Raw genomic sequence first — 13,345 nt, 5'->3', positions numbered from 1 at the left:
TTGAATGCTGCCTAACTTGTATGCATACCCATACAACAAAATCAAGCAGAATTAAGATATCGAAAGAGAATATATACAGTCCGTGCATACATTCCATTGCTTTTGCCTTCTATAACTGTAGCAATATCCTATCAAATGTGATAAAAATGTGTCAATCCTGCCGCCGTTTCTCTCTTGCGAATGTATAGTTCCCTTCGTACTTGATGAGTTTCCTGCCGTCAAGCCACCAGGTAACATTGAAAAGCCGGTCAAGAAAGTATCTGTCGTGCGAAACCGCAATAATCGTCCCTTGAAATTGACTTAATGCTTCTTCAAGCATCTCCTTCGATTCGATGTCCAAATGGTTTGTCGGCTCATCGAGGATCAGCACATTATGGTTTTGGTGAACGAGCTGGGCCAAGCGGAGCCGCATCCGTTCGCCTCCGCTTAAATCTTTCACTTTTTGAAAGACGGATTGGCCAAAAAACAAAAACTTTGCAAGCAACATTCTGGCTTCGCCTTCTGATGCAGAAACATGTTCACGGAATTCGGCTAAAACCGTGCGCTCTTCCTCCATTTCGCCGACATGCTGCGTCAGATATGCGGCCGATAAATTGCTGCCAAGCTGCACGTCACCGCTGTCCGGCGTTTCCTTTCCGCTAATGATGTTGAGCAGCGTCGTTTTGCCGCTGCCGTTCTCCCCGACGATGGCGGCGCGCTCCTGAAAACGGACATGCATACTGAGATTGTCAAAAAGCGCCCGCTCACCGAAGCTTTTGCAGACATCCTCAAGCTTGACGACATCTTTTCCGCTTCGTTCATCCATGCTGAAAGCTAAATCGATCTTTTTGCGTTCCAGTACGGGTTTTTTCACCTTCTCCATGCGTTCCAAAGCTTTTTCCATGCTTTTCGCTCGCCGGTGCAGGCCGTCATTCGGAGGATTGGCGCGATTCGCCCATTCCTTCAGCCGCTTGATCGTTTCCTTCATTTTTTTGATTTTCTTCTGCTGATCCTGATAGTCATGAAATTCTCTCATGAGGCGCTCTTCCCGTTCATCGGCATAATGTGTATAGCCGCCTTTGGAAAAGTGAAGCTCTCCCTGGTCGATTTCAAGAATTGAGGTGACCGCTTCATCCAGGAAATAGCGATCATGCGATACGATGACTGCTGTGCCTTTGTACTGCTTTAAAAAAGATGTCAGCCATTCGATCGCTGTCAAATCCAAATGGTTTGTCGGTTCATCCAGCAAAAGCAGATCCGGAGCTGCCAAGAGAAGCCTGGCAAGACCCGCTTTCGTCCGTTCTCCTCCGCTTAACTCCCGCCACTCGGCATCGAGTAGCCGCTCAATATTCAAACCGTGCGCCACCCGTTCGATTTGCGCACTGATGCTGTAGCCGCCTTTTCGCTGAAATTCATCTTGCAAAGCCCCGTACTTTTCCAAAAGAAGACTGAGTTTTTCCGCGTCCTTTTCAACCGCCAATTGCCGTTCAATCCGGGAAAGCTTCTGCTGTGTGTCCCATAATGATGAAAAACGTCATAGAGCAGCTCTTTTACCGTTTTCCTGCCGTCCCATGCGGGATTTTGCTCCAAGAGCCCCGTTGATAATCCTTTTTTCCAAGTCACAAGGCCTTCATCAGGTTTCATTTGGCCGCCGATCAGCTTTAACAACGTCGTTTTCCCTTCCCCGTTTCGTCCGATCAGACCGATTCGCTCCCCCTGGTGCAGGTCCCATGACAGCCCGCTGAAAATCGTATGTCCTCCGTATGTTTGCCCGACACGTTGCAAACTGCATATTATCATCTATCTTTCCTCCGCATCCCGTGAAGAGACACTGAGCATAAAAAAGACGGCAGAGCTTACACCCCGCCGTCAGCATCAGAAAATCCGATTGTGGGCAGATGTCTCTCACTGGTATTTTTTCCAATTGAATGTGTAAAAAAGGGCAGACTGATCCCGTAATACGCATTCCCCGGAAAAAATCGCGCGACAAATATACAGATGAGCTTGCATATCCGTCATGCGCTTACCAGTTTGATTCATCTTTTCCACCTCCTTTTAATAGTTACAATATATGAAAAATAGAGAGAAAAGTCAACATGAAAAAGCCGGCCTCAAGCGGCCGGCACACGAATCTGCTATTTTTGATAATGAATCCGGTAGATGTCATGGCGTCTGTCCTTGAGCTGCCGGACCGTTCCGTCCTGCCGCTGCCTTCTGAGAATTTCCAGGTCGACATCGCCGATGACCACCATTTCAATGTTCGGATTGCATTCACCGACGATTCCGTCCCTTGCGAATTCAAAATCTGAAGGAGCGAAAATCGCGGATTGCGCATATTGGATATCCATATTTTCGGTTTGCGGCAGATTGCCGACCGTACCGGAAATAACCGTGTACACCTGATTTTCAACCGCTCTTGCTTGAGCGCAGTATCTGACTCGCAAATAGCCTTGGCGGTCTTCCGTGCAGAAAGGGGTAAAAATAATCTTGGCCCCTTTTTCGGTTGCGATTCTGCCGAGCTCCGGGAACTCGATGTCATAGCAGATCTGGATCGCGATTTTGCCGCAGTCTGTATCAAAGACGCGCACTTCGTCCCCCCTGCTGATGCCCCACCACTTTCGTTCATTCGGGGTAATATGAAGCTTATATTGCTTTTCGATCGTTCCGTCTCTTCTGAACAAGTAAGCGATATTGTAGATCTTCCCTTCTTCTTCAACGAAGTGGGAACCGCCGATAATGTTGACATTGTATTTAACGGCAAGGTCTGTGAACAGGCTGATATAGTCTTCTGTATATTCGGTAATCCGCTGAACGGCCAGGCTCGGTGAACGCTCTTCAAGAAACGACATCAACTGCGTCGTAAAGATTTCGGGATAGACGGCAAAATCCGCTCCCGCGTCTGAAGCTACATCTGCATAGTATTCGACTTGGTTGGCAAACTCCTCGAAGGAATGAATCTGCTTCATCTCATATTGAATCACACAGATTCTCACCGGAAAAGCTGATTTGTAATAGCGCTTCGTCTGCGGCAAATAGTCGACATTATTCCACTCCATCAATGTCGCATATTTGCTTGATGCTCTGTCATCCGGGAGATAGTTCGGGTTGATCCTCATCATCGTAAAACCGTTCAACAGTTGAAACGAAAGGACCGGATCATAGATCTGGTGGTGGATGACTTGTTCGACATACTCCCTCGGCGTCATCTCGGAAGCGTACTTATGATAGTTCGGAATCCTGCCGCCGATGATAATGCTCTTTAAATTTAAGCGCCTTGCCAGATCTTTTCGCGCTTCATAGAGACGGTGGCCGATCTTCATCCGTCTGTATTCAGGATGAACCATAACCTCGATCCCGTACATGTTTAAGCCGTCGGGATTATGATTCGTAATATACCCGTCGTCTGTAATATCCTGCCATGTATGTCTGTCATCATATTCATCAAAGTTGATCAACAGGCTTGAACAGGAACCGATCACTTCTCCGTCAAGCTCTGCGCAAAACTGGCCTTCCGGGAAGTGTTCCAAATGGCTTTCCAGATGTTCCCGTTTCCATGGGATCATTCCCGGAAAACACAGCTCTTGAAGCCCGATGATACTGTCGATATCTTTTTCTTCAATATTGCGGATGACAATCTTTTTTTCAAAGCGGGAAAGATCCAGTTTTTCAGACACGTCCCATTCCTCCTCTGCCTTCTTTATGATGGGTCGGAAATTTTTTCGATCAGCTGTTCCAGCTCCATTTCCGCCATTGATTCCAGACGGTGGTCATAATGCTCGAACAGCAGGCTTTTCGTTACTTTATTCGGTACAATGACACATTTCATTCCGGCTCTTTTCGCGGCGATTGATCCGTTGACAGAATCTTCGAATGCAATGCATTCCTCAGGCTTCACACCGAGACATTCCGCCGCTTTTAAATAGAGTTCCGGGTTCGGTTTAACTTCCTCAACATCATCGGCCGTTCTGATGCACTCGAAATCATCGTACAGGCCGATTTGTTTCAAATGCTGAGAAACCCATTTATAATCCGAGCTTGACGCCAGGCCGATTTTTAAACCGAGCTCTTTCGCCGCGGACAAATAAGCTTCCACACCGGGACGCGCTTTTTCGCTTTCCATTCTTTTCGTAAAACGCTCTTGCCTCAATTTCGTCAATTGCTCATGGTCCAGCTTTTTTTGCAGCTGTTCCTCCAAATAAGAAAACGGCTGGAATCCGGCGGCCGTGCCGATGACATTTCCCCAAACCGACATTGGCAGCTCTGAGCCGTGCTCTTCAAAAATTTCCTGGAGCACTTCATATTCGTGCGTTTCTGTATCTAAAATAAGACCGTCAAAATCAAATATCACTGCTTTAATCATCGCGCTTTAGCCCAACTCCTTTTGACTGTTTGCACCATTCATTGTATCCTTCTTGCCGCCCCTTGAAAAGAGAAGACACTAAAAACCGGTATGTATAAATGAAGAAGAGCCTGCTGTAAGAGGCAAGCTCTTCCGTTCTTACTGAGTCCGTGCCGGAGTGGAAATGTTCGTAAGCGCCTGTCCGGCAGATTCATTAGACATTTCGTTTACCGCCAGATCCCCGAGCGCCAAAATCCCGACTAAATGGTTGTTTTCGACGATCGGCAGACGGCGGATTTGACTCTGAGCCATCATCTGTGATGCTTCTTCAAGGCTCATGTTCGGGTTCCCTGACACAACATTTGTTGTCATCACGTTTGAAACAGGTGTCTGCCCACCCTGGCCTTCCGCTGTCGTTCTGAGCGTGATATCACGGTCTGTGATCATTCCTTTTAACACGCCTTGATCCACGACCGGGATCGCCCCTATATTATGGCGGCTCATCAACTCAGCCGCTTCTTGAACCGTTTGATTGGAAGAAATTGTTGCCACTTGTCTAGACATCGCATTGCTGATTGTCGTCAATAGACTGCACCCCTTTCGATTGTTAGTATGTACAGGTCATGCACATGCTAAAAAGGAAGTTGGCACCATTTCATTGTGTTTTCCGCTTATTTCTTATATCATCTTTTCATAAAAAGAAGAGCTTTTCCGAAAACGGAACAAGCTCTTTCAATTCAGACAAACCCGGCTTTACATCAGCATTTTATTGTCGGTATTCACGATATGAAAGTCGGCAGATGTCAGAGGGAAGTACAGACCGCAGTCATTCAGCTTGCGGCAGTTTTTATCGAACAAATCACGATCTTTCAGCACCCACCGGCGCTTCGCCTTAGTTAATAAGGCATGAATCAATTGCAGGCTTGTCATAATCTGAAACGCTTCATCGAGCGTTCCTTTGTATTCATCCTCTTTCAATTCAAGCACGCCCTGCTTTTTGAGTTCTTTTATTTTTTGTTTATTCAAGTACAATGGAAATATTTGATACAGCTCTGATACAAGCTCTTCTATATAAATTTCTTGTTCTTCAGTTGCTGCCTTTACAATTCGCAAATTGATCACCCTTCATCCCTTGTTCAAATCTCTTCAAACAGAATAGCATACATAAACAATGGGCTGTGAAGGTAAGTGTTTCCTAATGGCTCAACGCTTTTTACAGAAAGGAGCAGTAAAAATGAACCAAAAAAATCACGGCTTAATCTTTAATGCAGGCAGCCGGCATCACGGCGAACATTTATTTGCATATTTAAAAAGAGAAGCGAAAGCATCGAAGCCTGTCATTCAATACTGGATCGCAAATGAGAAAATTAAAGTGAATCATAAACCCGTGGATCATAACGTTCAGCTTGAGAGCGGAGACAGCGTGATGATCGATCTTAGAGAGGAAGAAGAAAGCGGAATCGCCCCTGAATACGGGGAACTTCCCGTTCTGTTTGAAGATGATCATATGCTCATTGTCAATAAGCCGGCGGGAATGGCGACACATCCGAATGAAGCTGGCCAGACCGGCACGCTGAGCAACCTTGTGGCGTTTTATTTTCAAATGAACGGGGAGGAGCGAAAAATCCGGCACGTCCACCGTCTTGACAAGGATACGAGCGGCGCTGTCGTTTTTGCAAAGCACCGCCTCGCCCACGCCCTTTTAGACGAACAGCTGCAAAGAAAAGAACTGGCGCGGACATATCTAGCTGTAGCGGAAGGGAAATTCAGAAAAAAAACGGGAACCATTTCGGTGCCGATCGGCAGAGACAGGTACCATCCCGTCAGAAGAAGGGTGTCCAATTCCGGACAGCCCGCCGTGACCCATTTTGAATCGATAGGGTATGACAGCCGGCACGATGTTACACTATGCAGGCTGCAGCTGGAGACAGGCCGGACCCACCAAATACGTGTTCACCTTGCAAGCATCGGTCATCCTTTGTCAGGCGACACTTTATACGGCGGTTCAGAAGGGCTTTTTCCGAGGCAGGCTCTTCACGCGATCGAAATCAATGTCACCCATCCGATCACAAAAGAACGCGTAACTGTCACAGCACCGCTGCCGGATGACTTGAAAGACGAAATCGGACGACTGTTCGGCACGATTGATTAAACATAAAAAGGCTGTCCATTAAGGACAGCCTCAGATTGTTGACAAAATCCCAAAACGACTTTTTGTTTTGGGATTTTGTCATCCTTTCAGCGTGACCCGCAACCCTTGCAGTCTAGGAAGACCGAGCATCGGAAGCTGACTTTCACAGGATGTGATGACGGCGGCGTTCAGGCAGGACGCCTGGGCGGTTAGCCGCCGATCCTTCTCCTATTCGTGAGCACCGACTTAGCAGGCCTGACAACGAATGCGAGGGTTTGTTGACACGCTGAGGCTGTCCATTAAGGACAGCCCTAAAGCGGTTTTGCATACATAATATAGCGCTCAGGCGCATTTCCGACATAAGAAAACGGATAGCATGTCGTTAACAGCAATTCTTCTTTTTCGTGCTGCAGCGTGATGATGGATGTATCATCTTGATCAACAATTTTCGTGTGTGTGATTTCATATTCGAAGCTTCCGTATGGAAGCTCGATTTTCAGCTTATCTCCGATTTCCAGCTCCCCTGTTCTGCGAAAAACCGTATCCCTGTGCCCTGAAAGAACAATTTGCCCGTTTTGTTTTGGATAATAGCTGTCTTTATAATGACCGACGCCTTTTTCCAAATCATCGGGACTTGTTCCTTCAACGATGGGAAGCTCAGCGCCCAGTCTGGGTATATGGAGGATGCCTGCCGCTTCGCCGTTGGCGGGCTTAAACGATGCGGGCGCTGAGGGGTGCTTTGCTGAACGGACGGATTGACTCGATGCAATGGCTTCTTTTGCTTCAGTTAAAGAAATATCGGTCTGTCTGTTCATATCGAATATTTTCCAGCCGCCATATGCAAAAATGGCAAGCCCCGCCGTCATCAGCAGAAACGATAACATCTTGACTTTCATAGTTTTGCAATACCCCTTTTCCGCATATAAAGAATCGCTCCGAACATAAACGTCAGGAAGCCGTACAAAAGAAAACCGCCGTAAGAAGCCGCCGTATCGGGCAGCTTGTGCTCTTCACGCGAATCTGACAAAAATGCATCATTTGACAGACCGTCCATCTTCTCCTCCGGCGCATCCGCCCCTTCACCGATCGTCACGCCTGCAACAGGAACAGCACCGCTCTTTGACGTATCACCGGTATCGCCATGCACCGGCTTTTCTCCGCTGTCATTGCCGGGCTTTTCTCCATCGCCCTTATCTCCAGCCGGTTTTTCTTCGTCATTCGGATCAGCGCCTCCGCTTCCCGGTTTTTCTTCGTCATCAGGATCTGCCCCGCGTCCGGGTTCTTCTCCCTGACGTGAATCATCTTCTGCTAATTTTTTGATTCGTCCTTCGGCAACATAAGCGATCGGTTCTTTAAAGCTTTTGACAAATTCTACTGTAGCTTCGATATCTTCCGGCCCTGTGACCGGATTTTTTCCAAGCCGGGAAATCGGCAAATACTTGCTGCCTGAAGCAGATGCCATAAAGTTGTTTACGGTCAGCGTATATGTCCGGTCTACATCAATCGGCGTTCCGTCCTCAAGAAAAATATCCGCGGTTTTGTTTGTTTTCGGGTCCCACGTGTAGGTAAAGCCGCTGATCGAGTAATCCGGGCCGTATGATGGGGATATTTGCGCGTCTATAATATCGTATAAATCCCTGCCTTGTATTTCAAGCCGGACGAGTACATTGCCGAAAGGCTGGATATTGAACAAGTCTCCCCATGTAATCGTTCCTTTTTTTAAATCTTGACGGATGCCGCCCCCGTTCATTAATGCGAAATCTGAATTCATCGCGCTCCGCATCCCGTCAGCAATCAGATTCCCGAGAGGGGTGTCTCCGTCGTTTGAATAACCTCCTGCCATATCGTGTGCTGCTTCACCAACTTTCTCGCCGATGATCGGCGCAACCATCCGCTCATATTTATCCAGTATCTGACCGACTGCCGGATCAGGCTTGAGCTTTTCCTGATTCACATATTCGATATCCGCTTTCTTTTGTACGATGTCTTTCGATTCCCGGTCGATTTCAAGATCGACGATACCGATTGCCTTCCCGTATTCGTATGCTTGGACGATTAAAATATCATTGACTTGGCCGTTGACCACTTCATGATTGTGGCCGGCAAAGATGACATCGATCTCAGGATCTGCTTTTTTAGCAAGTTCGGCTGATTCACCGGTCACAACTCCGCCGTCCTGGGAAGCTGTCATATGGGCGAGCACCGCTATCGCTCGGACTCCTTTCGCTTTCAGTTCTTTTGCAGCCTGGTTGACGGCCTTTGTTTCATCTGTAAATTCAATTGAGCGAATTCCTTCGGGCATAACCATATTGGCGGCCGCCTGTGTCACAACACCGATAAAAGCGACAGGCACTCCTTCAACTTCAATGATTTCATATGGAGGAAGAAAGCTTTCCCCGTTTGTTTTCAACTTGCAATTGGCGCAGACAAGCGGGAAATCCTGTCCGTCATAGCCTTTTGTCCCTTTCCCTTCAGGGTGTTCGCCGCCGTTCAACATGCGCAGCAGCTCTTCGGTTCCTTCATCAAACTCGTGGTTCCCGACGGTTCCTACGTCAAATCCGATTTCCTCCATGACTTCAACTGTCGGTTCGTCCTGAAGCAGGGAAGAAACCGGCGAGCTTCCGCCGATCATATCGCCTGCGTGGACGATCAGCGTATTTTCCCGCTCGGCTTTTTTCTCTTTGATCAATGCTGCTGCATAATCCATCCTGCCGAATGTTCCATCCGTCCGGCCATCGCCGTTTAGATCGAGCTCATATTGTTGATCGATCTTTCCGTGCAGATCATTCATGCTTAACAGGCGCAGCGGAATATTGCCGCTTTGCTCTTTTTTCGAATAGCCTGCAGCTTCCGCTTCTTCAGCCGACGCAAAGAAAATTCGTCTTTCCACCGGAATCTCTCGCCACTTCTCAGGCGCGACATACGTTTTTTCCGCAGAGTCACCGACATGCCGCGTCAGCCCTTTGCCCTGCTCCCTGGCACGAAATTCAAACGGCATTTCGAGGAGCGGATCAGCGGGATTCCAAATGCCGATTTTCTCATCTTTCGCCTTTTTGACGGCACTTTGAAACAATTGATAGTCTTCATCACTTCCAACCGGCCAAATGAAATAGGTGACGGCCATCCCCTTTTGAACAAGCTGCAAATTCGTATTGACGCCGTCTTCAGTGATGACTTGGGCAAGCAGGCGGCCGTAGCTGTCTTTTGCTTCCTTGCCCACTTTCACGGTGACTTTGTCTCCCGGAGCCAATATAGACTGCAAATATTCCTTCGCTTTGTTGCCGTGTTTCAGCTGGTTTTCATCTAATTCATTTTTCGGCTTATGGTAAGTTTCGGCTGTATCTATGTTGACATAGCGGACTTTTGTAGATCCGAGAACCGGCTCTTTTAAGTAGATCGTATCCCCATCGACAACTCGTTCGACAACGCTTTCGTATTCCCCTTCAGCAGCGGGGGGAGGATGCGCGATGCCGTCTAATTTTCGAAGATCTTCCTGTTTTCTCGGCAGAAGCTGCACCGTATCATAACGGCTTAATATGCCGGTAATTTCGTACCATTGTCCTTGTTCTATCGAATCGGCGGCATTCGTTTGTTCCATCACCCTTAGTGTGAGCGGATGATAGTTTTCATCGATCATCGTGATATTATAGCCGCCGCCTGCCGGCGCATCCGGCTTTGTTTCAATAAATCCTTTCATCTTCACTAGCCGGCCTTCGTATTTAACTGCCGTTCCCTGATCGAGCACATCTTTAATGGTCAGCGGAACAGGGTCGGGCAGTACCGCTCCTTCTCCGGTTACTTCAATGCCTGACGGTACGGGAACGATTTCTGTCAATCCTTTGTATGTCGTAATCTTCCCCGTGACCGAAACGGACATTCCCTCTTTCAGCTCCGGAAAATCGTCTTGTGCAGCGGAATAGATATTGATGCCCGCCGTTTCGTCCTGAATAAATGTTGACAGCTTTCCTCCTCCGACAGCCGCCTGATCCGCAGTGACGATTCCTGTGATTTTGACCGTTTCATTTAAAAGCTTGCGCGCTTCAGCTATCGTTTTGATCTCAGGCTTGGCAGGCGGTGCATCGCCTCCGGAAAATGTGATGGATTGAACGGATTTCAAACCGGGGGAATTAAAATATGTAGAGCGTTCGCCTTCGATGATGAGTTTTTTTCCGATGAGATGAGGGTTTGTCTTTAAACCGAACTGGTCTCTGAAAGATGCGGGTATCTGCACGGGGAGTATGTTCTCAGGTGATGTTTCCTCTTTTTCATCAGCGATTGCGATGTTATAATCGTTGGCGAAATTTCCGCTGAAACGATAATGGCCGCTCGAGACAGTGTGCCCGACGACATAGCCTTCAACGGCTGCATGCCCTTCGTTATGCTTAATGGCTTCTTCTACTGAAATCGTTTCTGAAGCGTGCGTTACGTCCGCAAACGGCGTCAAAAAAGACGCAATCATCATAAACGTGATTGTCAAACCAGCCATAAAACGGCTCTTTACAACATTGACCATATATTCGCCTCCCGTTTTTTGCTTCCTGTCAAATTTATCTGATGATTATAAAGGCTATATGATTTTTTTGTAAAAATTTCAAAAAAGAATGAGAATAGGGATGACCGCATTCTCATTCTTTAATCGGAAGCTTCAATTTTACGATCGTTCCTTTTCCTTCTTCGCTTTCGAAATGAATGCTTCCGCCGTGATTTTCAATAATTTTAAATGTAACCATTAATCCGAGACCGGTTCCTTTTTCCTTCGTTGTATAAAATGGCTCCCCAAGCTTTTCTAGCACTTCTTTTGAGATGCCCTTTCCCTGATCTTCAAAGGTGATGAATACGCTGTCTTTTTCAAAATAGGAACGTATCGTAATAAAGCCTTCAGCATCCTCCATCGCCTCGATTGCATTTTTTAATATGTTGATGAAAACCTGTTTCAGCTCATTTGAAACAGCGAGAATCTCAGGTAGATCTCCGCTCAGCTGTTTCTCGATCCTTACGTTGTTCAGCACGGCCTGCGACTCCAATACCATGCAGACATCTTCAACAATCGAGTTGACCTGAACCGGATCAAATGTATTCGATTTCGTTTTGGCCAATACGAGAAATTCGTTGATAATCGCTTCAAGTCTGATGAATTCGGACATCATCACTTCCGCATAATCTTTTTGATATTTTTTAGACTGGATCATCAGCTGGAGGAACCCTTTCAGAGATGTGAGGGGATTCCGTATTTCATGAGCGATCCCGGCAGCAAGCTGCCCGACCGCTGACAGCATTTCCGATTTCATGAGCATTTTTTCAGATCGCTTTTGGTTTGTAATGTCCTCGGATATCAGCATAACCTGATGCACGTTCCCCGCGCTGTCCTCCACAGGAATAAGGGAGATTTGCTCCCACCTGTCCTGCTGCTCCCTATCCTGGTAATTAAGCTCCCCTGACCATGGTTTCTTATCAAGGACATGCTTCCAGAAGCGATTGAGATCATCACAGTGAAAATGCTTGCGGTAAATGTTAAATACATCGCCGCCGATGAGGTCATCCGGATGTTTTTCGAGCATCCGGCAAAAGCGTTTGTTTGCATAAGTGACCGAACCGTCGACCGAAGTGAGCAATATGTTGGCCGGACTTTGATCAATAGCCTGTGAGCTGATATGCAGCGCCTCGTTCGTCATTTTCAATTCAGTGACATTCGTGAACGTGACAACAATGCCTTCAACCTTTTTCCCCGAAGCATAATAAGGGATCATTTTCACGGTATACCAGCCGCCGTTTGGCATTTCGAACTCTTTTACGACCGTTTTGTTTTCATAAAGCGTGCGCTTTATGTCATCGGCATACTCCTTATAGTTGAACCTCTCTGTCAGCTTATCGGCAGGCCTTGAAAGGTCCTCCTTTTTCAGGTCGAACATGTTGGCGGCTTCCGGCGTAAATAATTTCAATTTCAATTCCTGATCCAAAAAAACGGCGGCGATGTTCGTGCTGGTCAGCAGATTGTTCAGATCATTTTTAAGGGTGTTCAGCTCATTCACTTTCTTTTCAAACGCCCTGTTTAGCGCCGTTAATTTTTTGTTCTCCTCCTGAAGCTTTTGGTTGGCAGACACCAAAGCGTCATTGGACGCTTCGAGCTCTTTTACCGTCCGGTACAGATGCTGAAGATGAAGCTGGCCGTCTTCTCCGCCGGATACCGGAACGCGGGCTGCCTCTTCTTTTGCTTTTTCGATAAACAGCACATAAAGCTTGTGATACTGGCGGAAGAAACTTTTTAATGTTAAATGAACAAAGGATAGTTCTCCGCTTAAATAAATCGGAACGTTTTTAAACGACACTTTTTTCTCTTTCTTTGCCCGCTGTAAAGCGGCATTGACCTGCACGGATAAGCTCGCGGGAAAAGCTTGATGAATGTTGCCTTTTGAACTTTTCAAATATTGATCGGCACTTTCTGAGGACGCGACAATTTCTCCCCGGTCATTCAGGATCAGACAAGGAAACATATACTGGTCGATCAAGGAAAGATAAATATCATCCAGCCTATAAAACCCACTCAGTTCACTGATTTTTTTATATACTTCTGTTTGCACCTTCGGATACACAGAATCATTACCAAATAAACCTGACATTTTTCCAACCGTCTCACTTGAGCCCAGCATTACAAAACTCCTCCTTTTCTAAGTGCAAAATCAAAAAGGAAAACACCTTTTTTGCATTTTCATGATGATTGGCAGCTGAAATCATTTACGGAGGGAGAATCCTTTACAGATCGCGCAGGGGCAATAAAAAGTTTGCAGGCACCTTCTTAAAATGACAAAGTTCTTCATGCCGATATCCACCCGGGCATTGCAAATCGATTGTTTTTCAGTCCATATTTAAACAAAGTGCGTGAACACAAGACCGACATC

Annotated in this window: 10 protein-coding genes; 1 reads left to right on the top strand and 9 read right to left on the bottom strand. The window is 46.9% G+C overall.

From position 1 onward, the window contains the following. Positions 1-151 precede the first annotated feature (151 nt). The 6 genes from abc-f to MHI30_RS04990 form a co-directional block, all read right to left on the bottom strand. Positions 152-1,402, bottom strand: a complete 1,251-nt coding sequence (gene abc-f, locus MHI30_RS05015; RefSeq protein WP_237562732.1) for an ABC-F type ribosomal protection protein — start codon at positions 1,400-1,402, stop codon at positions 152-154. Beyond that, the gene (locus tag MHI30_RS05010) at positions 1,330-1,779 is read right to left on the bottom strand and encodes an ATP-binding cassette domain-containing protein (RefSeq protein ID WP_272914569.1); all 450 of its coding nucleotides are present in this window, start codon (positions 1,777-1,779) and stop codon (positions 1,330-1,332) included. The genes abc-f and MHI30_RS05010 overlap by 73 nt, the downstream gene beginning before the upstream one ends. 335 nt (positions 1,780-2,114) lie before the next feature. After that, the gene (locus MHI30_RS05005; RefSeq protein ID WP_020450701.1) at positions 2,115-3,653 is read right to left on the bottom strand and encodes a bifunctional GNAT family N-acetyltransferase/carbon-nitrogen hydrolase family protein; all 1,539 of its coding nucleotides are present in this window, start codon (positions 3,651-3,653) and stop codon (positions 2,115-2,117) included. A 23-nt stretch (positions 3,654-3,676) separates the two neighbouring features. Continuing rightward, entirely contained in the window at positions 3,677-4,339 is a 663-nt protein-coding gene (locus MHI30_RS05000) for an HAD family hydrolase (RefSeq protein WP_059230677.1), read from the bottom strand. A 138-nt stretch (positions 4,340-4,477) separates the two neighbouring features. Beyond that, entirely contained in the window at positions 4,478-4,903 is a 426-nt protein-coding gene (locus MHI30_RS04995) for a CBS domain-containing protein (protein ID WP_075755436.1), read from the bottom strand. A 168-nt stretch (positions 4,904-5,071) separates the two neighbouring features. Then, a complete protein-coding gene (locus tag MHI30_RS04990) occupies positions 5,072-5,440 on the bottom strand; it encodes a YhcU family protein (RefSeq protein WP_020450698.1) in 369 nt (122 codons plus the stop codon). A gap of 112 nt (positions 5,441-5,552) precedes the next feature. Between MHI30_RS04990 and MHI30_RS04985 the strand changes: the two genes are divergently transcribed. Continuing rightward, positions 5,553-6,470: an RluA family pseudouridine synthase gene (locus MHI30_RS04985; protein ID WP_075755434.1), complete on the top strand. Its 918-nt coding sequence runs from the start codon at positions 5,553-5,555 to the stop codon at positions 6,468-6,470. A 290-nt stretch (positions 6,471-6,760) separates the two neighbouring features. Here MHI30_RS04985 and MHI30_RS04980 read toward each other — a convergent pair whose 3' ends face one another. The 3 genes from MHI30_RS04980 to MHI30_RS04970 all read right to left on the bottom strand — a co-directional run bounded on the left by MHI30_RS04980 (position 6,761) and on the right by MHI30_RS04970 (position 13,096). Next, positions 6,761-7,345, bottom strand: coding sequence for a class D sortase (locus tag MHI30_RS04980; protein WP_059231835.1), 585 nt, complete (start codon positions 7,343-7,345; stop codon positions 6,761-6,763). Continuing rightward, a complete protein-coding gene (locus MHI30_RS04975; RefSeq protein WP_075755432.1) occupies positions 7,342-10,962 on the bottom strand; it encodes a 5'-nucleotidase C-terminal domain-containing protein in 3,621 nt (1,206 codons plus the stop codon). The genes MHI30_RS04980 and MHI30_RS04975 overlap by 4 nt, the downstream gene beginning before the upstream one ends. 112 nt (positions 10,963-11,074) lie before the next feature. Continuing rightward, positions 11,075-13,096: an ATP-binding protein gene (locus MHI30_RS04970; RefSeq protein ID WP_075755430.1), complete on the bottom strand. Its 2,022-nt coding sequence runs from the start codon at positions 13,094-13,096 to the stop codon at positions 11,075-11,077. Between the last annotated feature and the right edge of the window lie 249 nt (positions 13,097-13,345).

The sequence above is a fragment of the Bacillus sp. FSL L8-0528 genome, from assembly GCF_038593085.1.
Lineage (GTDB): Bacteria > Bacillota > Bacilli > Bacillales > Bacillaceae > Bacillus > Bacillus paralicheniformis.
The sequence above is the reverse complement of the archived record's forward strand: the minus strand, read 5'-3'. Positions and strand labels throughout refer to the sequence as shown.

Coding starts and splice junctions, on each gene's coding strand:
- MHI30_RS05010 (WP_272914569.1), bottom strand. CDS start 1,779: ATGATAATATGCAGTTTGCAACGTGTCGGGCAAACATACGGAGGACAT.
- MHI30_RS05000 (WP_059230677.1), bottom strand. CDS start 4,339: ATGATTAAAGCAGTGATATTTGATTTTGACGGTCTTATTTTAGATACA.
- MHI30_RS04985 (WP_075755434.1), top strand. CDS start 5,553: ATGAACCAAAAAAATCACGGCTTAATCTTTAATGCAGGCAGCCGGCAT.
- MHI30_RS04980 (WP_059231835.1), bottom strand. CDS start 7,345: ATGAAAGTCAAGATGTTATCGTTTCTGCTGATGACGGCGGGGCTTGCC.
- MHI30_RS04975 (WP_075755432.1), bottom strand. CDS start 10,962: ATGGTCAATGTTGTAAAGAGCCGTTTTATGGCTGGTTTGACAATCACG.
- MHI30_RS04970 (WP_075755430.1), bottom strand. CDS start 13,096: ATGCTGGGCTCAAGTGAGACGGTTGGAAAAATGTCAGGTTTATTTGGT.